Annotated in this window: 17 protein-coding genes; 3 read left to right on the forward strand and 14 right to left on the reverse strand. The window is 70.1% G+C overall.

Annotated elements, in window-relative coordinates; all coding sequences use genetic code 11:
- Positions 1 to 40 precede the first annotated feature (40 nt).
- The 8 genes from E1294_RS33480 to E1294_RS33515 all read right to left on the reverse strand — a co-directional run bounded on the left by E1294_RS33480 (position 41) and on the right by E1294_RS33515 (position 10,304).
- A complete protein-coding gene (locus E1294_RS33480) occupies positions 41 to 1,105 on the reverse strand; it encodes a glycosyltransferase (protein ID WP_132514978.1) in 1,065 nt (354 codons plus the stop codon).
- Positions 1,102 to 3,732 carry a bifunctional glycosyltransferase/CDP-glycerol:glycerophosphate glycerophosphotransferase gene (locus E1294_RS33485; RefSeq protein WP_132514979.1) on the reverse strand — a complete coding sequence of 877 codons (2,631 nt, stop codon included), beginning with the start codon at positions 3,730 to 3,732 and terminating at the stop codon, positions 1,102 to 1,104. Before E1294_RS33485 ends, E1294_RS33480 begins: the two co-directional genes overlap by 4 nt.
- Before the next feature lie 86 nt (positions 3,733 to 3,818).
- Positions 3,819 to 4,535, reverse strand: a complete 717-nt coding sequence (locus E1294_RS33490; protein ID WP_132514980.1) for an SRPBCC family protein — start codon at positions 4,533 to 4,535, stop codon at positions 3,819 to 3,821.
- A 74-nt stretch (positions 4,536 to 4,609) separates the two neighbouring features.
- On the reverse strand, positions 4,610 to 5,464 hold the full coding sequence (locus tag E1294_RS33495; RefSeq protein WP_132514981.1) for an FAD binding domain-containing protein: 855 nt from the start codon (positions 5,462 to 5,464) through the stop codon (positions 4,610 to 4,612).
- Complete coding sequence (locus tag E1294_RS33500; RefSeq protein ID WP_132514982.1) at positions 5,461 to 7,875, reverse strand: xanthine dehydrogenase family protein molybdopterin-binding subunit; 2,415 nt, start codon at positions 7,873 to 7,875, stop codon at positions 5,461 to 5,463. The genes E1294_RS33495 and E1294_RS33500 overlap by 4 nt, the downstream gene beginning before the upstream one ends.
- Entirely contained in the window at positions 7,872 to 8,354 is a 483-nt protein-coding gene (locus E1294_RS33505; RefSeq protein WP_132514983.1) for a (2Fe-2S)-binding protein, read from the reverse strand. Before E1294_RS33505 ends, E1294_RS33500 begins: the two co-directional genes overlap by 4 nt.
- 71 nt (positions 8,355 to 8,425) lie before the next feature.
- Positions 8,426 to 8,629, reverse strand: a complete 204-nt coding sequence (locus tag E1294_RS33510; RefSeq protein ID WP_132514984.1) for a hypothetical protein — start codon at positions 8,627 to 8,629, stop codon at positions 8,426 to 8,428.
- A complete protein-coding gene (locus E1294_RS33515; RefSeq protein WP_165977610.1) occupies positions 8,619 to 10,304 on the reverse strand; it encodes a PspC domain-containing protein in 1,686 nt (561 codons plus the stop codon). Before E1294_RS33515 ends, E1294_RS33510 begins: the two co-directional genes overlap by 11 nt.
- Before the next feature lie 112 nt (positions 10,305 to 10,416).
- On the opposite strand from E1294_RS33515, the gene E1294_RS33520 reads away from it, so the two are divergent.
- The gene (locus E1294_RS33520) at positions 10,417 to 11,628 is read left to right on the forward strand and encodes an ATP-binding protein (RefSeq protein WP_132514986.1); all 1,212 of its coding nucleotides are present in this window, start codon (positions 10,417 to 10,419) and stop codon (positions 11,626 to 11,628) included.
- Positions 11,625 to 12,257 carry a response regulator gene (locus E1294_RS33525; RefSeq protein ID WP_132514987.1) on the forward strand — a complete coding sequence of 211 codons (633 nt, stop codon included), beginning with the start codon at positions 11,625 to 11,627 and terminating at the stop codon, positions 12,255 to 12,257. Before E1294_RS33520 ends, E1294_RS33525 begins: the two co-directional genes overlap by 4 nt.
- A 65-nt stretch (positions 12,258 to 12,322) precedes the next feature.
- Here E1294_RS33525 and pcrA read toward each other — a convergent pair whose 3' ends face one another.
- The gene (gene pcrA / locus E1294_RS33530; RefSeq protein ID WP_484213988.1) at positions 12,323 to 14,575 is read right to left on the reverse strand and encodes a DNA helicase PcrA; all 2,253 of its coding nucleotides are present in this window, start codon (positions 14,573 to 14,575) and stop codon (positions 12,323 to 12,325) included.
- A gap of 95 nt (positions 14,576 to 14,670) precedes the next feature.
- Here pcrA and E1294_RS33535 point away from each other — a divergent pair, with 95 nt between their 5' ends.
- Positions 14,671 to 15,390, forward strand: a complete 720-nt coding sequence (locus tag E1294_RS33535; RefSeq protein WP_132514988.1) for a PIG-L deacetylase family protein — start codon at positions 14,671 to 14,673, stop codon at positions 15,388 to 15,390.
- 16 nt (positions 15,391 to 15,406) lie between these two features.
- On the opposite strand, the gene E1294_RS33540 is transcribed toward E1294_RS33535, so the two are convergent.
- From E1294_RS33540 to E1294_RS33560, 5 genes are all read right to left on the reverse strand, one after another.
- Positions 15,407 to 15,580 carry a PIN domain-containing protein gene (locus E1294_RS33540; protein WP_220448070.1) on the reverse strand — a complete coding sequence of 58 codons (174 nt, stop codon included), beginning with the start codon at positions 15,578 to 15,580 and terminating at the stop codon, positions 15,407 to 15,409.
- Between the two features lie 130 nt (positions 15,581 to 15,710).
- Positions 15,711 to 16,415: a CPBP family intramembrane glutamic endopeptidase gene (locus tag E1294_RS33545; RefSeq protein ID WP_132514990.1), complete on the reverse strand. Its 705-nt coding sequence runs from the start codon at positions 16,413 to 16,415 to the stop codon at positions 15,711 to 15,713.
- A gap of 26 nt (positions 16,416 to 16,441) precedes the next feature.
- Positions 16,442 to 16,699 carry a WhiB family transcriptional regulator gene (locus tag E1294_RS33550; RefSeq protein WP_132514991.1) on the reverse strand — a complete coding sequence of 86 codons (258 nt, stop codon included), beginning with the start codon at positions 16,697 to 16,699 and terminating at the stop codon, positions 16,442 to 16,444.
- Positions 16,700 to 16,833: 134 nt separating this feature from the next.
- Entirely contained in the window at positions 16,834 to 17,469 is a 636-nt protein-coding gene (locus E1294_RS33555; RefSeq protein WP_246083472.1) for a neutral zinc metallopeptidase, read from the reverse strand.
- 372 nt (positions 17,470 to 17,841) lie between these two features.
- Positions 17,842 to 19,305 carry a glutamate-cysteine ligase family protein gene (locus E1294_RS33560; RefSeq protein WP_132514992.1) on the reverse strand — a complete coding sequence of 488 codons (1,464 nt, stop codon included), beginning with the start codon at positions 19,303 to 19,305 and terminating at the stop codon, positions 17,842 to 17,844.
- Between the last annotated feature and the right edge of the window lie 105 nt (positions 19,306 to 19,410).

Below are 19,410 nucleotides of genomic sequence, written 5' to 3' on the forward strand. Positions count from 1 at the left end.
GCTTGGGGGTGCTTGGGGGGCGAAGCCCTCCGAGGGGCGGTTAGCGGGACATGTGGGCGAACATCGACTCCCAGCGGTCCAGCACGAGGTCGAGGCGGAAGGCCCCGGCCCGGGCGCGGGCGTCGGCGCCCGAGCGTCGCCGCTCCTCCGTGGAATGGATGAGCCGACCCAGCGCGGCTGCGAAGGCGGTGACGTCGCCGGGCGGCACCGCCACCGGCCCGGCCGAGCGCACGCCTCCCGACACGTCGAACGCCACCGCAGGCACCCCGTGCGCGGCCGACTCCAGCAGCACGACGGGCAGGCCCTCGTGGTCGCTGGTCAGGCCGAGAACCGAGGCCGCGAGATATTCGCCGGGCATGCGCGCGGCGGGCACCCGTCCTCTGAAGACCACCCGGTCACCGACACCCTCCCTGACTGCGTGCTCGCGCAGCCGCGTCAGCTCGCCGCCGTCGCCGATCAGATGCAGCTCCCACGGCGGCGGCGCGCCCGACCGGGCGAACGCGGTGATCAGCCGGTCGAACCGTTTGACCCCTTCCAGCCTGCCCACGCCGAGCACCCGCGGCGAGTCGAGCGCGGATGTCTGCTCCGGCCAGGTCGCCAGGGGGTTCGGCAGGCTCCACGCGTTGGGCAGCAGCGCGTTCTCCGAGAACTGCCACGCGTCGTCCTCGCTGAGGAACACCGCCTGGTCGAGCTGGGGGTAGTGCTTCCTGATCGAGGCCAGGTGCCAGCAGTCGCGGGCGTGGTCGTAGGAGCCGTGATACTGCCCGATCGGCCGGAACGCCTGCGGCAGCAGCCCCGCCATCCGGGCCACCGCCGAGGGCGAGGTCATGACCGCGTATCCTGGCCGGATCGTTTCGAGCAGCTCCTTGAGCTTTCTGTCGGCCCGTCTGCGGGCCAGGCGTCCGGTCGTGTCCATGGGGCGGCGGCTGATCACGTGGTGGTGGTAGAGCGGCCGGTCCACGTACCGGAAGGGGGCGGTGGAGCGGTGCAGGCCGATCACGTGCACCTCGTGGCCCCGGCCGGCCAGCCCTTGCGCGAGGGTGTGCGTCACCTGCTGGACGCCGCCGAGGGAGTCGGCGTCCAGGCAGGCGAAGACGACGCTCAATGGGCGGCCTCGAAGAAGTCGGCCACGATCCTGGCGGCCGCGTCGCCGTGCTCGTCGGCGCACCAGAGCTCGCGGAAGGCGGCGTACCGCTCGGCGCAGGCCGCGTGCCGGGTGGGCAGGTCCCTGATCGCGGCCACCAGGTCCTCGGTGGTCGTCACGCACGGTCCCGGCGCGATGGCCGGGAGGTCGTGGTAGACGCCGCGCTCCGAGAGCCGGTAGTCGTCCCAGTCGTCGATGAAGAACACCATCGGCTTGCCCGTGAGCGCGTAGTCGCACATCACCGAGGAGTAGTCGGTCAGCAGCGCGTCCGAGGCGGGCATCAGGTCGTTGATCTCCGGGTAGGACGCGGCGGTGCGGACGAAGTGCAGCAGGTGCTCGGGCACGCGATACCGCTCGACCGGATGGGTGCGCAGGATGACGACCCACTCGCCGGCCAGCTCGTCGGCCATGAGCTCCAGGTTCACGCGCACCGACCGGCCGCTGCCCTTGTCCCGGTCCCGGTAGGTGGGCGCGTACAGGAGGATCTTCCTGCCGGGCGGGATCTCCAGCCGCTCCCGTACGTCGCGCGCGCCCTCCCCGCGGACGAGCGCGTCGCAGCGGGGTGTCCCGCAGCGGTAGACCTTGCCCGTGTAGCCGTTGGAGGGGAGGAACACCCGCGAGAACTCCGCGCTCGGCGACACCAGCGCGTCCCACCGGGCGACCGCGGCCCGCCATCGCGCCCGCGGCCTGTCGAAGTCGCCGCGCAGGTCGGGCGCGTCGAAGCCGATCGACTTGATCCCCTGCCCGTGCCAGGTCTGCAGGTAGCGGGTGCCCCGCGGTTTCGGGTAGTCGAGCGGGAACCCGTGGCTGTCCACCCAGATCCCCGCGCGCGCCATCGTCCAGATGTGGCGCCAGCTGCCCCTGCGCACCCGCCGCACGTCTGGGGGAAACCCTCGGCACCCCTTGGCCGCGGACCAGACCACTTCGATCGGCAGCCCGCGCCGCCGCATCTCCTCGTGGACGGCCCTGGGACTGCCGCTGTGGCCCTTCCCGACGTCCGACTCGAACAGCGCGAGGTCCCCGCGCCGCGGCAGCACGCGGATCAACATCTTGTACGCCCGCAGCTTGTTCCGCGGCGTGCTGTATCGCTTGAGCAGGCGCCGCTTGACCCGCTGCCACACGGGCCGTGGCCTGGCCACGGGACGCACACACAGGTACGCGGCGTGGCCCTCCGCCTTCACCGTGCGGCCCGGCAGTTCGATGGGTTCGGTGTGCGGGTCGACGATGATCCGGTCGGTCGTGGTGTGCCCGTCGGAGGTCCTGGTGAACCCGATGCACGGATCGCATTTGCCGGTGGGCGTGAAGATGACCTCGCTGACGTACCCGCCGTCGCCGGAGGGCCGCGGTGTGATGGGCACGCGCTTCCCGCCGAGCTGCAGGAACGCCTTCCACTCCAGCGGCAGCTTGCCGAACGGGTCGTAGCTGCGCACGGTCATCCGTACGCGCTCGCCGTCGGAGGAGAGGGCCGCCGCCTCGTGCCGCAGCCTGGCCGCCGAGTAGGGCAGCTCCGCCAGCCGCAGCCGGGTGATGTCCATGCCGGGCAAGACCGACGTGCCCCAGTACGTCCGCCCGTCGCGCTGCACGGCGGCCCTGGGGGCGGCCCTCGGCCCGGTGAGCGAGCCCGCCGCGATCCGCAGGTCCTCGATCCGGTCGTCCAGGATGAGCCGGCAGCAGACCCGGTCGAGGGAGGCCATCTCGGCCAGCGCGTCCCTGGGGATCTCCTCCAGATACGGCCGCACGATGGAGGCGAACTCCTTGATCCACACCAGGTCGCGGGAGGGCAGCGGGTTGAGGTAGACGCGCAGGTCCTGGCGGAGGAAGCGGCGCTGGCGATGCGGCACCAGGTCGCCGGCTCCGTGCCGGCGCAGGGCGTCGTCGCTCATCCGGGCGGCGGCGACCCGCTGGCGCACGTTGTCCAGGTCGTCGATGCTCAGCGAGATCGACTCGTTCGTCGGCGCCCTGTGCCAGTGGTAGACCGTCCACGGCACGACGGCGAACCTGCGTGACAGCGCGTACAACTCGGCGGCGAAGACATGGTCCTCGTAGTGGATGTCCTCGGGGAAACGCAGGCGGGCGGCGCGCAGCCGGCTCAGGTCGTAGAGCTTGTTGGTGGTGAAGCTGTCGAGGAACAACGCGGGCTCCTCGCGGATGCCCTCGACCACCCGCCGCCGGCCGAACAACCACGGATAGTACGGTCGCAGGCGTCCGGTCGACTCGTACAGCCGCGAGATCTGCCCCGACACGAAGTCGGCGCCGGTGCGCTCGATCTCGGTGAGCAGGCTCTTGCACGCGTGCCGGGGCAGCTCGTCGTCGCTGTCGAGGAACATGACGTACGGTGCGGTCGCCGCGTCGATGCCGTCGTTGCGCGGTGCCCCGCACCCACCGCTGTTGTCCGGCCTGCGCAGGTAGCGGACCCGGGGGTCGCCGGCCATGAGCCGGGCCGCCACCTCCGGTGTGCCGTCCGTGCTGGCGTCGTCGGAGATGATCACCTCCAGGTCGCGCAACGACTGTCCGAGCACGGAGCGCACGGCTCTGGGCAGGCGGGCCGCGTCGTTGTACGTGATGACGACGACGGTGCAGTCCGGCATGCCAAGTCCCCCCGGTAGTCCCCTGCGGGGTTGCTGCCCCTGCCGGAAGGAAAGCGTCAGGACTTGATCGAATATTTGCCCAAAAATCAGCGCATAAGCCGACGAATCACCCAGACGACGACCAGCAGCGCCGCGACCGCGCCCGCGATGGGCGCCAGCCGTTTGAGCAGCGGTTGCCCGGCGATCTCCAGCAGGTCGAGCGCCTCCTCGTCGGCCGTGCGCGACGTGCGCAACGTGCCCGCGGGCCGCGCCTCCTGCTCGAACTCCTCGAGCTCCTCAAGCTCCGCGGGCTCGTCGGGATCGGAAACCGCCGCGAGGGGCTGATCCTCCTGGGGAGGGGCGGGCTCGACGGTCGACTCGGACAGCAGCCCGGCCAGGTTCTCGGCGAACTTGTCGATGAGCTTGGCACCGACCTCGGCCATCACGCCGCGCCCGAACTGGGCCGGCCGGCCGGTCACGTTGAACGTCGTTTCCACGGCCACCGCCGTGGCCCTTTCGCGCGGCGTCATCCGCGCCTTGACCGTGGCGGAGGCGGTGCCCGACCCCCTCGCCTCCTTGCCCGACGCCTTGAGCGTCACCGTATAGGAGTCTTTGTCCACTTCCTCGAACGCGGCCGAACCCCGATACGTCACCGTGATCGGGCCGACCTTGACCTTCATCCTGCCGGTGAACTCGTCGCCCTCGAAGACGTCCAGGCTCGCCCCCGGCAGGCACGGAGCGACCCGCTCGACGTCGAGCAACACCGCCCAGGCCTGCTCGACCGGAACGGGAACCGTGAACTCGTGTTCGAACCGCATCGCCATCGATCCGCTCCTTCTCCGATGGTTGCGACACTACGCCGGGGCGGGGGCACCCCGGAAGGGATGCCCCCCTGAGGTCAGGGCGATCCGACCGCCGTGCGTACCGCTCGGTGGGTCAGCACCCTGGCCAGGTGCCGCCGGTAGTCGGGCTGCGCGTGCAGGTCGGCCGGCGGAGCGGTGTCCGCGGCCGCTTCCTCGCACGCCAGGCGCACCTGGTCACCGAGCTCCACGCCCCGCAGGGCCGACTCGGTGGCGCGGGCGCGCAACGGCTTCTCTCCCATGTTCGTCAGCCCGATCCTGGCCTCGGTGATCGCGCCGTTGGAGCGCTTGACCGCCGCCGCCACCCCGACGACCGCCCACGACTGCGCGGTCCTGTGGAACTTCTCGTAGTGGAAACCCCAGCCCGCGCCCAGCTTCGGGATCTTCACCCCGGTCAGGATCTCGCCCGGCTCCAGCGCCGACTCCAGGTAGTCGACGAAGAAGCCGGCGGCGGGGATCTCCCGTTCGCCCTCCGCCGACCTGGCCACGAGCACGCCGTCCAGCGCCAGCACCACGGCCGGCAGGTCGCCCGCCGGGTCGGCGTGTGCCAGCGAGCCGCCGAACGTGCCCCGATGCCGGATCGCCCGGTCGGCCACCATGGCCGTGGCAAGCGCCACCAGCGGGCAGCCGACGTTGACCACGTCGGAGCGCACGACCTCGTCGTGCGTGGTCATCGCGCCGATGAGGACGTGGTCGCCGCGGTCGTGCACGCCCTTCAGATCCGGCAGCCGGGCGAGGTCCACCAGCGTCGACGGGTACGCCAGCCGCATCCGCAGCAGCGGCAGCAGCGACTGACCGCCCGCCAGCACCTTGGCGTCCTCGTCGGAGGCGAGCGCCTGGCAGGCCTCGTCGAGCGAGGCGGGCCGCGCGTAGTCGAACTGCGCGGGGATCATGGCCGTACTCCTTCCGGCGCCCGAGCTTCGAGGGCCCGCCAGACTCGTTCCGGCGTGCACGGCATCCGGACGTCGTGCACGCCGCGCGGGCGCAGGGCGTCCACGATGGCGTTCACCACGGCCGGGGTCGAGGCGATCGTGCCCGCCTCGCCGACGCCCTTGACACCCAGCGGGTTGCTGGTCGCCGGCGTCTCGGTGCGGTCGAGGGTGAAACCCGGCAGGTCCGCCGCCGACGGCAGCAGATAGTCGGCCATGGTGGTGGTCAGCAGGTTGCCGTCGGCGTCGTAGACGGCCTCCTCGAACAGCGCCTGCGCGATGCCCTGCGCGATGCCGCCGTGCACCTGGCCCTCCACGATCAGCGGGTTCACGACCTTGCCGACGTCGTCGACCGCCACGTACGAGCGGATCTTCACCATGCCCGTCTCCGTGTCCACCTCCACCGCGCACAGATGGGTGCCGTGCGGGAAGGAGTAGTTCTCCGGATCGAAGGTGGCCTCGGAGTCGAGCCGCGCCTCCACACCGTCGGGCAGGTCGTGCGCCGTGAACGCGGCCAGGGCCAGCTCCTGGATCGTCCGCTGCGACTCGGTGCCCCGCACCTTGAACGCCCCGGCCTCGAACTCCAGGTCGTCCGGCGAGCACTCCAGCACGTGCGCGGCCAGCCTGCGGGCCTTGTCCTTGACCTTGTCGCACGCCTTCAGCACCGCGACGCCGCCGATGACCAGCGAGCGGGAGCCGTAGGTGTCCATGCCCTTGTGGGCGATCGCCGTGTCGCCGTGCAGCACCGTGATGTCCTCGAACGGCACGCCGAGCGCGTCGGCCGCGATCTGGCTCCACGACGTCACGTGGCCCTGCCCGTGCGGGGAGGTGCCGGTGATGACCTCGACCTTGCCTGTGGGCAGCATGCGCACCGCGCCGTGCTCCCAGCCGCCGGCGCCGTAGTTGGCCTCGCCGAGCATCCTCGACGGCGCCAGGCCGCACATCTCCGTGTACGTGCTGACGCCGATGCCGAGTTGCACCGGGTCACCCCTGTCACGCCGGTCGGACTGCTCGGCCCGCAGCTTGTCGTAGCCGAACAACGCCAGCGCCTTGTCCGTGGCCGCCTCGTAGTTGCCCGAGTCGTACGTCAGGCCCGAGATCGTCGTGTACGGAAACTCCTCGTGTCTGATCCAGTTGCGCCTGCGCACCTCCACCGGGTCCATGCCCAGCTCGGCGGCCAGCTCGTCCATCATCCGCTCGATGGCGAACGTCGCCTCCGGGCGGCCCGCGCCCCGGTACGCGTCCGTGGGCATCTTGGTGGTGAACACGCCCGTGCAGGCGAACTCGTACGCGTCCATCTTGTAGATCGCGTTGAACATCGACGCGCCCAGCATCGGGATGCCCGGCGTCACGAGCATCAGATAGGCGCCCATGTCGGCCAGCAGGTCGACCTGCAGCCCTCGGACGCGCCCGTCGGCGTCGGCGGCCAGTCTGATGTGCTGGATCTGGTCGCGGCCGTGGTGCACGGTCAGGTTGCCCTCGGAGCGGGACTCGGTCCACTTGACCGGTTTGCCGAGCTTGCGCGTGAGCAGCAGGCCCAGCACCTCTTCCGCGGTGACCTGCAGCTTCGAGCCGAACCCGCCGCCCACGTCGGGCGCGATCACGCGGATCCGGTGCTCGGGGACGCCGGTCACCATGGCCAGCATGACCCGCAGGACGTGCGGGATCTGCGTGGACGTCCAGAGCGTGAACGACTCGCCGTCGGTGTCGGCCAGCACCGCCCGCGGCTCCATCGCGCTCGGGATGAGACGCTGCTGCACGTACGTGCGGTCGATGACGACGGGAGCACCCTCGAACGCGGCGTCGAGGTCACCTGACGTGATCTTCGCGCTGAACGCCTTGTTGCCCGCCTCGTGCACCTTCGGGCCGCCGTCGGCGAGGGCCTCGTTCATGTCGAGCACGGCCGGCAGCGGCTCGTAGTCGACCTCGATGGCGTCGAGCGCGTCGGCGGCGCGATAGCGGTCGGTCGCGACCACGCAGGCCACCGCCTCGCCGACGTAGCGCACCTCGGACACGGCCATCGGCGGGTGGTCGGGGATCACGATGTCCTCGCTCACCGGCCAGGCGCACGGCAGGCTGCCCTGCTCGGCGGCGAAATCCTCACCGCTGAACGCCGCCACGACCCCCGGCAGGTCGCGCGCCCCCGACACGTCGACCCTGGTGATCCTGGCGTGCGCCATCGGGCTGCGCAGGTACATCACGTGCAGCATGCCGGGGCGCGAGAGGTTGTCCGTCCACTGCGTCCGCCCCGTGAGCAGCCTCGTGTCCTCTTTGCGCCGCCGCGGCCTGCCCACCTCGGAGCGGTCGGCCGGCTCGTTGAGCTGGTCGCTGTGGGCGATCTGCTCCGCGACCAGGCCGGCGTCCATCTCGGTCATGGTGTGCTCACCGCCCGCCCCATCTCCTGTGCGCCCTTGCGTACGGCGCTGACGATGTTGCAGTAGCCGGTGCAGCGGCACAGGTTGCCTTCGAGGCCCTCCCTGATCGTCTCCTCGGACGGGTCGGGATCGTCTCTGAGCAGGTCGATCGCGGCCATGACCATGCCGGGCGTGCAGTATCCGCACTGCAGCGCGTGCTCTTCGTGGAAGGCCCGCTGCATCGGGTGCATCGACCCGTCGGCGCCCAGGCCCTCGATGGTGACGACGTCGCCGCCGTCGGCCTGCACGGCCAGCACTGAGCAACTCTTCACGGTCTTGCCGTCGAGCATGACCGTGCAGGCACCGCAGTTGCTGGTGTCGCAGCCGACCGGTGTGCCGGTCTTGCCGAGCCGGTCTCTCAGCAGGTGGACGAGCAGGAGCCGGGGCTCGACGTCCTCCTCGTAGGTGATCCCGTCGACGGTGACGGTGATTCGGGGCATACGTCCTCCCTCAGGAGCAGGGGGAAAGGCGGACACTCCGAACGTACGCCGGTGTTATTCCCGGTCAAGGTCTACTTCCTGCGGAGCCCTCTGGCGATGATCGCCACCAGCCCCGCGAACGCCAATCCCAGCACCATCACACCCCAGAGAACCAGCCAATCCGTGATCTCCCTTGTCACCACCAAAATACCCAAAACGACAAAAAGCACGCCGCTGAGCAGGGCCATCCAGTCCGTCCTGTGCACGCGGCGCCGCCGCTCGACGTCACGCGGCACGTCGCACCTCGATGTCGCCGAGGCCGCTCCGCAGATCGAGTACGAGGGTGGCGGGCTCGCCGTCCGGTTTCACCTCGGGTTGCAACACTTCGTTCACCCGCACGTCCACTCCGCCCTGAACCGACTGGTCCAGTGTGATGTCGCCGACCTTGTTGGAGGCATGCACCTCCACTCTCGCCGTCGGTGGCACGATCACCACCAGCTCGCCCGCCTTGACCGAGGCGGTGAACGTCGTCGTCGACCCCGGCGCCAGCTCCAGCTCCGACAGGTCGAGCCTGCCGTCGCCGAGCCCGACGTCATAGTGCCGGCTCGCCTCCGTGACGCTGGCCGGGGCCCACTCCGACGATCCGACGTTGCTGGGCACACCGCCCAGCATCAGCCCCATGCCCACGACCAGCGCGACGAACGTACCAGCGGCGACCAGCCCGGCGCCCCGCCCCCACCAGGCGGCGATCAGCAGCCCGGCGCCGATGGTGATGAGCATGGCGCCGCCGACGATGGTCGGGCTCACGCCAGCGGCCGTCCTGGCCTGGGCCGCCATGACGATTCCTCCAATGATGAAAGCCAGCAACAGGGTGAGGACGCCGATGAACGATCTGGGGCGGCGTGCCGGCCGAGGTCGTTCGTCGAGGGCCGGGCGGGCGTACAGAGCGGGATCGTACGGCGAGTAGCCGCCGCCCCTCCTGGCCGGGTCGAGCGGCTGGTAAGGGCCGTTGGGGGCGAACGGGTCGCCGTAACCGGTGTGGCCGGCGGACGTCGGCTGCCGTCGGCTGTGGGCGGACGGCTGGTACGGCGGCACGGCATGCTCCGCCGTCACCGCGTCGCCGAGGGCCGGATCCGGCTCGATGGTGTCGTGCGCCCTGGCGGGCCCGGCAGGAGGCGGCTCCTGCCGGTTCTCGCTCACCAGCCCGGGGAACTCCCGGGTCGGCTGGTGGGCCGTCTCATGGGTCGGCTGGCCGGCAGTCTCCTGCACCGGCTCCTGGATCGGCTCCTGCACCGGCTCCTGGATCGGCTCCTGCACCGGCTCCTGGATCGGCCGGTCGGCCGCCTCCTGAGGCTGATCGGGTGCCGCCGCCTGGGACGGTTCGGGCGCGGGCGCCTCCCGCAAGGGCGACGACGTCTGCGCGGTCTCGGCCAGGCCGGTGGCCGCGGACTGCGGCCGCACCGGAGACGTCGGCCTGGGAGGAGTGTAGGACGGCGCCGGCCGTCCCTCGCCGGTCCTGCGCCTGCTGAGCCGCTCGGGCATCGACCGGGCCAGCCCCAGCAGGTCGACCCCGCTCGCGTGCGCGGCCAGCAGCGACACGGCCAGGAACACGCCCACCACGAGCGTGCCCACGTCCAGCCACACCGTCGCCACGTTGATCCCCAGGCCGCACGCCAGCACCGCGGCCAGCAGCGCCATCACGGTGTCGGCGTCGAAGTCGCGGCGGGTCCACTGCTCGACGAGGCCGGGCTTGCCGTTCGGCTCCTTCATCAGCAGGAACGCGGCGATGTAGAGGAACAAGCCGATGCCCGAACCGAGCATCAGCACCGCGAAGCCCACGCGGAACACCACGGGGTCGATGCCGGTGTGCCGCCCGAGGCCCGCGCAGACTCCCATGAGGAAGCGCCCCTCGCTGCTGCGTCGCAGCACACGGTGAGGAGCGGCCGGTTCCCTGGGCGGAGCTTCTGTCATGTCACCATCGTGTACCTGCGTGCGGTGTGCCCGCATCCGGGACACCCCTGACCCGACCCGGGGGTCGTTCCCTGATGCCCTTGTGCCCGGGACGTGTGACTATGGCCATGTTATGGCTGACCAGAAGACACTTGCCGAGCCCAGCGGCGAAACGCCTTACCGGCGGATGATGCGCCCCATGGAGGGCCGCCTGATCGGCGGCGTGGCCCAGGGGCTGGCGACGCAGCTCTCGCTTGATCCGGTGGTGATCAGGCTGATGTTCGTGCTGCTCAGCGTCGTCGACGGCATCGGCATTGCCGCGTACGCGGTGCTGTGGATGATCGCGCCGAAGCAGCCGTACCAAGGGGCCGCTCCGCCGTCGCGTGACTGGAGCCAGCTCGCCGCGTTCAGCGCGATCGGGGTGGCGCTGCTCGCGTTCGGCTGGTTGACGGGCGCTTCCCAAGGCGGCATCGGCATGCTGCCGTTCGCCGTGGGCGGGATCGGCGCCCTCATCCTCTGGCAGCAGGCGGACCCGGAACGCCGCAAGACCTGGATGAGCGGCGCGGCCCTCAGCATGCGGAAGAACCGCGTGCGCTCGCTGCTCGGCGTCGTGCTCGTCGTGATCGGCGCGACCGGGTTCCTGGCGGCCCAGGGCGAGCTGGCCCAGGCCAGCCAAGGGCTGCTGTTCACCGCCGTCGTCGTCGGCGGACTGGCCGTCATCGCCGCCCCCTGGCTGGCCGGCCTGTGGAAAGAACTGCAGCTCGAACGTCGTGAGCGCATCAGGCAGGAGGAACGCGCCGAAGTGGCCGCCATGGTGCACGACTCGGTGCTCCACACCCTCACGCTGATCCAGCGGGTCGCCCACGACCAGCGTGAGGTCACCCGCCTGGCCCGCGCGCAGGAGCGTGACCTGCGCAACTGGCTCTACCAGCCGGCCCAGGACGCCGACGCCACGGTGGCGGCAGCCGTACGCAGGATCGCGGCCGAGGAGGAGGACGCGCACGGCGTGCCCATCGAGGTCGTCTGCGTCGGAGACCTCGACCTCGACCCGGCGGGCAAGCTGGCCGCCATGCTCAAGGCATCCCGGCAGGCGATGGTCAACGCCGCCAAATACTCTGGTAGTCCGTCCATTTCCGTCTATGCGGAAGTAGAGGGTGAAGAAGTCACTATTTTCGTGAAGGATCGTGGCAAGGGGTTCGACCTTGAAGCCGTGCCCCTGGACAGGATGGGGATCAGAGAGTCCATCATCGGGAGAATGGAACGTCACGGAGGCGCGGCCAGGGTCCGCACCGAGCCCGGCGAGGGCACGGAAGTGATGTTGACCATGAAGGTGGAGAAGGCATGACACGCGTGTTGATCGTCGATGATCACCGGCTGTTCCGTTCCGGCGTACGCGCCGAACTCGGGGACTCGATCGAGGTGGTGGGCGAGGCCGAGGACGTGGACTCCGCGGTCAAGGCGATCACCGAGCTGCAGCCCGACGTGGTGCTGCTCGACGTGCACATGCCCGGGGGCGGCGGCCAGGAGGTGCTGCGCCGCGTCCTGGGCTCCGGCTCCCAGGTGCGTTTCCTCGCCCTGTCGGTCTCCGACGCCGCCGAGGACGTCATCGGCGTGATCCGGGGCGGCGCCAGAGGCTATGTCACCAAGAACATCAGCGGCAAGGAGCTGACCGACGCCATCCGCAGGGTGTCCGAGGGTGACGCGGTCTTCTCACCGCGGCTGGCGGGCTTCGTGCTGGACGCGTTCGCCTCGTCGGAGGCCCCGTCCATCGACCCTGAACTCGACTCGCTGACGCAGCGCGAGCGCGAGGTGCTGCGGCTGATCGCGCGCGGCTACGCGTACAAGGAGATCGCGAAGGAGCTGTTCATCTCGGTCAAGACCGTGGAGACGCACGTGTCGTCGGTGCTGCGCAAGCTCCAGCTCTCCAACCGCCACGAGCTCTCACGCTGGGCCACCGCCCGCCGCCTGGTCTGAGCCCCGACCGTCAGGACGTCGCCACGCCGACCGGGACCCCCGCCGACCGGTCGGCGGGGGTCGTCCTACAACTTTTCGAGCGGCGCGTACGCCAGCAGCAGCGTCTTCTCCCCGCCGCTGCCGAAGTCGATCTTGACCTTGGTCTTCTCCGCCACCCCGTCGACGGACACCACCGTGCCCAGCCCGAACGCGTCATGGGTGACCCGGTCGCCCGGCGCCAGCGACGGCACGGTGCGCCCGCCGCTCTTCGACGGGGCGGGCCGGGCGGCCGGCTCTCGCCGCGTGGCCGCGCTCCATGCGGACTTCTCCGGGTCGGTGCGCCAGTCGATGAGCTGCCCTGGCACCTCGTTGACGAAGCGGGAGGCGGGATTGAACGACGGCGCCCCCCAGGAGCTGCGCACGGCCGCCCGTGTGAGATAGAGCCGCTGCCGGGCCCGGGTGATGCCGACGTAGGCCAGTCGCCGCTCCTCCTCCAGCTCCTTGGGCTCGCTCAGTGACCTGATGTGCGGGAACACGCCGTCCTCCATCGCCGTCAGGAAGACGACGGGGAACTCCAGCCCCTTGGCGGTGTGCAGGGTCATCAGCGTGACGACGCCCTGCCCGCCGTCGGCGTCGGGGATCTGGTCGGCGTCGGCCACCAGTGACACCTGCTCCAGGAACTCGACCAGCGTGCCCTCCGGATTGGCCTCTTCGAACTCGGAGGCCACCGAGATGAGCTCGTTGAGGTTTTCCAGGCGCGACTCGTCCTGCGGATCTTCTGAGGCCTCCAGCTCGGCGCGGTAGCCGGTGGCCACCAGCACCTCCTCGGCCAGCGCGGACGGCGGCACACCCTCGGCCTTGGCGATCAGCTCCTCAAGCATCGCGACGAACTCGCGCACCGCGTTGAGCGAGCGGGTGGCCATGCCGTACGCCTCGTCGGCCCTGCGCAGGGCGTCCCAGAACGAGATGCGCTCACGCGACGACAGCGCCTCGATCATGGCCTCTGCCCGGTCGCCGATGCCGCGCTTGGGCACGTTGAGGATGCGTCGTAGCGACACCACGTCGGCCGGGTTGGCCAGCACCCGAAGGTAGGCCAGCAGGTCCTTGACCTCCTTGCGCTCGTAGAAGCGCACGCCCCCGACCACCTTGTAGGGCAGGCCGGTGCGGATGAAGATCTCCTCGAACACGCGGGAGGCGGCGTTGGTGCGGTAGAAGACCGCGACGTCGCCGGCCTTGACGCCCTCCTCGTCGCTGAGCCGATCGACCTCCTGGGCCACGAACATCGCCTCGTCGTGCTCGTTGTCGGCGACGTAGCCCACGATCTTGGGGCCGTCGCCCTGGTCGGACCAGAGGTTTTTGGGCTTGCGCGACTCGTTGCGGGCGATGACGGCGTTGGCGGCCGCCAGGATGTTCTGGGTGGAGCGGTAGTTCTGCTCCAGCATGATCGTGCGCGCTTCGGGATAGTCGCGCTCGAACTCCAGGATGTTGCGGATCGTCGCGCCGCGGAAGGCGTAGATCGACTGGTCGGCGTCGCCCACCACGCACAACTCCGACTGGTCGGCCCCCGACCGCACCAGGTCGCCGTCGGTGGTGCGCAGCTCGGGATGCCCCACCAGCTCCCTGATCAGGATGTATTGGGCGTGGTTGGTGTCCTGGTATTCGTCGACCAGCACGTGCCTGAAGCGCATCCGGTAGTGCTCGGCCACCTCGGGGAAGAGCTGGAACAACGTCACCGTGTTCATGATGATGTCGTCGAAGTCCATCGCGCCGGCCTCGGTCAGCTTGAGCTGATAGGCCTTGTACGCCTGCGCGAGCGTCTTCTCCAGATGCGAGCCCGCCTTGTCGAGCGCGGTCTCGTAGTCGACCAGCTCGTTCTTGAAGTTGCTGACCTGGGCGGAGAACGAGCGCGGCGGATAACGTTTCGGGTCGAGCTCCATCTCCCTGCAGACCATCGCCATGAGCCGCTGGGAGTCGGCCTGGTCGTAGATAGAGAAGCTGGAAGGGAACCCCAGCCGTTTGGCCTCCCGCCGCAGGATGCGCATGCAGGCGCTGTGGAACGTCATCACCCACATGGCCTTGGACCGGGGCCCGACCAGCTGGTCGATGCGCTCCTTCATCTCCTTGGCGGCCTTGTTGGTGAAGGTGATCGCGAGGATCTCGCCTGGATGCGCATCGCGCTCGGCCAGCAGATAGGCGATGCGATGCGTCAGCACCCGCGTCTTGCCTGACCCGGCCCCCGCGACGATGAGCAGCGGACTGCCATGATGGATCACGGCCTCGCGCTGCTGCGGGTTGAGGCCATCGAGCAAGGGGTGGTCAACAGAGACTTGGGTCGGCACCCACCTAGGTTAAGACGCCCCACTGACAAACGTCGCATGGAATGCGATCGCCGGGGTCCCGGTTGTGCTCGACGGAAGGTCCAGAAAGGGGAACCATGCTGCCGGAAAGCGAGATCAACCGGGTTCTTGTCGTGACCGCCCACCCAGATGACGCCGATTTCGGCGCGGCGGGGAGCGTGGCGCTGTTCGTCGACCGGGGCGTGGAGGTCACATACCTGCTGGTCACGGACGGCGACGCGGGCGGTAACGAACGCACTCTGGACAACTCGGGCATGGCCGAGCTGCGCAGGACCGAGCAACTGGCCGCCGCCAAGGCGGTCGGCGTCACGGATCTGCGTTTCCTCGGCCATCCAGACGGGCAGGTGGTGCCGTCGCTCGAGCTCAGGCGCGACATCGCCCGGGTGATCCGGCAGGTCAGGCCCGACCTGGTCATCACCCACCATCCGGACCGCAACTACCGGTTCATCGCGCCAAGCCATCCCGACCATCGCGCGGTGGGCGGCGCCGCCCTCGACGCCGTCTACCCCGACGCCCGCAACCCCTACGCTTTCCCCGAGCTGGCGCGGGACGAGGGCCTGGAGGCGTGGACCGTGCGCGAGGTGTGGCTGACCGGCGGCCCCGCACCGGATCACTGGGTCGACGTCACCGGCGCCATGGACCGCAAGCTCGCGGCCTTGCAGTCACATGTGAGCCAGGTCGCTCATGTGGAGGGCTTCGCCGACTTCGTCAAGAGCCGCTTCGCAGCCTGGGGCGAGCAGGCCGGCTTCGGCGAGGGCCGCTACGCGGAGGGCTTCCAGGTCGTCTCCACCGCCTGACCTCCGCCTCGCGGTGCTACGGCACCGATCCGGGCGTCACCACCCAGAGCGCGGGCTGCCCAGTGACCTCGGAGATGACATCGAAGTTGCGGTCGTAGTGCAGGATCGTCGCCCCGTGCACCTCGGCGCAGGCGGCGATCAGCAGATCGTTCGGTCCGACCGCCCGGTGGTGAGACTTGCGTGCGAGCATCCCCCCAGAAGGCGCCAGAGGGATCTTCACCTCCGGGTGGAGAACCTTCCTTCCCGGGCGGGTAAACGATCTACCGCGGGACGGGAGAGGCGATCACGTTACGTGGTCAAGTCGGGGTGAGCGGGTCATCTCAGGCTGAGGCGGGAGGGCTTGGCTTTCGCTTGGCGGCGAGGCGGGCGAAGAGGTAGCCGAAGGAGTTGGTGGCCAGGTGCAGCATCACGGGGGTGAGCAGGCCGCCGCGGCGGCGTAGCTCGCAGAACAGCACGCCCGCCGCCGCCGTGGACACCACGCTGCCCGCCACCACACGGGCGGTGTCGAGGTGCCCGGGGGCTTCGTCGGCGACCAGGGCGCCGAGCGCGGGGTTGGCGCGGGCCATGTCGATGGCCGGAAGGATGTGCCAGAGGCCGAACAGGGCAGAGGAGACCCCGGTGGCGGCGACCGCGCCGTGCCTCTGGCGGAGCAACGCGTGGAGGGCGCCCCTGAAGCCCACCTCTTCCAGCAGGACCGTGCCGAAGGGGACCTGGATCAGGGCCTCCTCCCAGACGCGGGCGCGCGAGAGCGACAGGGCGCGGTCGTCGTGGAAGAGCGGCCTGGTGGTCGGCATCGAGATGCCGACCGTGTAGACGGCGGCCACCCCGGCGGCCAGGGCGCCGCCCGCGATCGCGCCCCGGCGGCCGTGCTCGAAGCCGAGCTCCTGCCAGGACAGGCCGGACCTGCGAGCCATCGCCACCAGGGCGGCCGTCGCGGTGGCGGACGTCACCGGGCCGAGCCGGGGGGCGATCTTGTTGTTCATGATGTTGGCGGCGGCGAGGATCGCGATCGAGCGAAGCAGCACCCCTGCAGGCTACGTCGCCCGCGTCGTCAGGAGGCGGCGGGACGGCGCCAGCCCTCGGGGAAGCGGGTGCGGCGGCGCTCCTCCGGGGTGAGGCCGCCCCAGATGCCCTCCGCCTCGCCCGCCCTTAATGCGTAGGAACGGCACTCCTCGATGACCTGGCAGCCGGCGCAGACCGCTTTGGCCCGCGCCTCCTGCAGCGGTGTGGGGGCGAGCGGGAAGAAGAGGTCAGGGTCGCTGGACCGGCACGCGCCCCTGCGCAGCCAGCCGATCTCCTCCAGTGACATGGGTCAAAGGTAGAGCGTGGTCATGATCAGACACATCATCCTCTCGGTTGACGCGCGCGTACATCCCTGGGGTTGGGCCCTGACCGGTCCGTACGACGCCGGCAGGCGCTTCGGACTGGCCCGTCCGTACGACGTCAGCAGGCGCTCACCCCGTTCTGGTATCCCCGCGCGAACGAGGCCTGACGCTGCGCCGCCGTGCCGTGTGCCGAAGGGTCGAGCCAGTCGTCCGTGGGGTCGCCCGCCGCCTCCAGGCTGTAGAGCAGTTCGTCCTCATCGCCCTCCTCTGCCCGCAACGCGCCCGAGTTCACCAGGGCGGACAGGGCGCCGCCCGCGTAGCAGTCGGCCTGGAGCTCCGCCTGCACGTTGAGCTGGAAGCCTGTCTGGAGCTGCGCCTGCACGGCGTGCCCGATCTCATGGGGGATGATCACGTAGACGGATCCGTCGCCCATCTCCGTCCACAGTGCCTCCATCCAGTCCTGGTCATAGGCGACGAAGTGGCCGAGCGGGCAGTAGAAGGCGTTGTTGGGGACGGCGGGCTCGTTGCCGCAGGCGGGGCCGGAGCGGCCCGAGTAGGGGATGAAGGCGGTCAGCGGCCGATATGTCCGGCCTAACTGCTCGAACTGCTGCTTCCAGAACGCCTCCGACAACGTACGTGCCGTGCGGACGTCCTCCTCGAAGGAGTCGGCGCCCTCCAGGTCCATGGACGGCGGCCGGGTGACGCCGCACGCGCCGGCCAGCAGGACCAGGACGAGAGCCAGGGCTCGGATCACGGGCTTCACCTGGGCCTCCGGAGGTGGCCCAGGCCGTCGACTCCAGGCCGGGGAGGAGTCCGGACCCCGCAAGGGGGGACCCGGTGAGGCCGGGGCAAACTTGAGTGCGAAGCGCGCATCAACCTCTCCAATCGCTCACGGATCACGTAGCGATGCGATGGCATGCGAACCTGTGCGCGGCTTGCAGGGTGCGGGCCAACCCTGCCGGACAGCAGGCGGCGATGCCGCACCTTCGACTGCGTACGCCTGGTCTGGTGATCGACCGCTGGTCCCCTCCAGCAAAGACCTGCGGCGCGTACGGGCACCTGCTCGCCGAGCTTTCCCGCGGGACACTCCGCTGTCCCCGCCGTTGGCCTGAGGCGGGGGAGGAGGTCAAACATCCCAGGTGTGCACGGGTTCGTTGCTGTGCATGCGCTCGATGTACTCCAGTGTCATGGCCCGCAGCGCCTCGTGCCGATCACCTCCATGCGCGTGCACGCGCTCCACCTGCCAGCTCGCGCCCGTACGGCCGGTGATGCAGCGTCCCTCGATGATGCCCAGCAGCCGGTCGGCGACGGGCCCGTCCACGCCCCACGCGGCCAGCCCCTCCTGCGCCATGGGCAGCAGGCGGCGCAGGATCAGCTCGGCCGCGGGCACCTCGCCCACCCCTGGCCAGTACAACCGCGCGTCCAGCCCGTGCCGGGCCGCGGTGGCGAGGTTGTCGGCCGCCGCCTGGAACGACATCCGGCTCCATTCCGGCCGCTCGGCGTACGGCAAGACGCGCATCAACCCGTAGTAGAAGGCCGCGTTGGCGGCGATGTCGGCCACGGAGGGGCCGGCGGGCAGCACCCGGTTCTCGACGCGCAGGTGCGGCACCCCGTTCACCACCGCGTACACCGGGCGGTTCCAGCGGTAGATCGTGCCGTTGTGCAGGGTGAGCTCGTGGAGCTCCGGCATGCGGCCCTGTTCGAGCTCCACGCGCGGGTCCTCGGTTTCGCAGAGGGGCAGCAGCGCAGGGAAGTAGCTGACGTTCTCCTCGAACAGGTCGAAGACGCTCGTGATCCACCGCTCGCCGAACCAGACCCTCGGCCGTACGCCCTGCGTCTTCAGCTCTGCCGGCCGCGTGTCCGTGGCCTGCTCGAACAGCGCCATCCTGGTCTCGCGGTGCAGTTCCTTGCCGAACAGGTAGGGCGAGTTGGCCGCCGCCGCGACCTGGGGAGCGGCGATGATCTGGGCCGCGTTCCAGTGGGCGGCGAACGTCTCGGGGCTGACCTGCAGGTGGAGCTGCACGCTGGTGCAGGCGGCCTCGGGCGTGATGCTGTCCGCGTGCGTGTCGAGGCGTTCGACGCCGTCGATGGCCAGGTGCAGGTCCTCGCCGCGGGCCGCGAAGATCTGCTCGTTGAGCAGGCGGTAGCGGGGGTTCGCTGAGAGCGTGCCCTCCCCGATGTCCTGCTCGCGCAGCGTGGGCAGGATGCCGATCAGGGCCAGATGGGCGTCCTGGGAGCGGGCGCGCTCCTCGGCGTGGTTGAGCCGCGCTCTGATGTCGTTCTCCAGGCGGAGCGCGCCGTCCCCGCCGAGCTCCCGGGGTTCGATGTTGATCTCGATGTTGAACTGGCCCAGCTCCGTGGCCCAGTCCGGCCGCTCGATGGCGGCGAGCACCTGGGCGTTGCGCATGACGGCTTCGCCGCGCGCGTCCACGATGTTGAGCTCGATCTCCAGTCCGGTGAGCGGGCGTTCGAAGTCGAAGCGGGATTCGCGCAACATCTGGGCCAAGACGTCGAGGCACCGACGCACCTTTTCCCGATATTTCCGGCGGTCACCCCGGCTGAAGACGACGACTGGTACGTCCCTGCCCATATCACGAAATGTCGCACGCCAACGCCGCCAAGACCAGAGCGCAGGCCAGTCTTTACCGCAGCCTGAGCCGCCGGATGAAGTCCCGTGGACTACCGCCACAGCGCC

Source organism: Nonomuraea diastatica, assembly GCF_004349015.1.
Classification (GTDB): Bacteria; Actinomycetota; Actinomycetes; order Streptosporangiales; family Streptosporangiaceae; genus Nonomuraea; species Nonomuraea diastatica.

Excerpts from the sequence above, each read along its gene's own strand:
- E1294_RS33535 (WP_132514988.1), top strand. The coding sequence starts at position 14,671 with ATGCTGCCGGAAAGCGAGATCAACCGGGTTCTTGTCGTGACCGCCCAC.
- E1294_RS33520 (WP_132514986.1), top strand. The coding sequence starts at position 10,417 with ATGGCTGACCAGAAGACACTTGCCGAGCCCAGCGGCGAAACGCCTTAC.
- E1294_RS33500 (WP_132514982.1), bottom strand. The coding sequence starts at position 7,875 with ATGACCGAGATGGACGCCGGCCTGGTCGCGGAGCAGATCGCCCACAGC.
- E1294_RS33495 (WP_132514981.1), bottom strand. The coding sequence starts at position 5,464 with ATGATCCCCGCGCAGTTCGACTACGCGCGGCCCGCCTCGCTCGACGAG.
- E1294_RS33560 (WP_132514992.1), bottom strand. The coding sequence starts at position 19,305 with ATGGGCAGGGACGTACCAGTCGTCGTCTTCAGCCGGGGTGACCGCCGG.
- E1294_RS33540 (WP_220448070.1), bottom strand. The coding sequence starts at position 15,580 with ATGCTCGCACGCAAGTCTCACCACCGGGCGGTCGGACCGAACGATCTG.
- E1294_RS33550 (WP_132514991.1), bottom strand. The coding sequence starts at position 16,699 with ATGTCACTGGAGGAGATCGGCTGGCTGCGCAGGGGCGCGTGCCGGTCC.
- E1294_RS33490 (WP_132514980.1), bottom strand. The coding sequence starts at position 4,535 with ATGGCGATGCGGTTCGAACACGAGTTCACGGTTCCCGTTCCGGTCGAG.
- E1294_RS33515 (WP_165977610.1), bottom strand. The coding sequence starts at position 10,304 with ATGACAGAAGCTCCGCCCAGGGAACCGGCCGCTCCTCACCGTGTGCTG.
- E1294_RS33525 (WP_132514987.1), top strand. The coding sequence starts at position 11,625 with ATGACACGCGTGTTGATCGTCGATGATCACCGGCTGTTCCGTTCCGGC.
- E1294_RS33485 (WP_132514979.1), bottom strand. The coding sequence starts at position 3,732 with ATGCCGGACTGCACCGTCGTCGTCATCACGTACAACGACGCGGCCCGC.
- E1294_RS33505 (WP_132514983.1), bottom strand. The coding sequence starts at position 8,354 with ATGCCCCGAATCACCGTCACCGTCGACGGGATCACCTACGAGGAGGAC.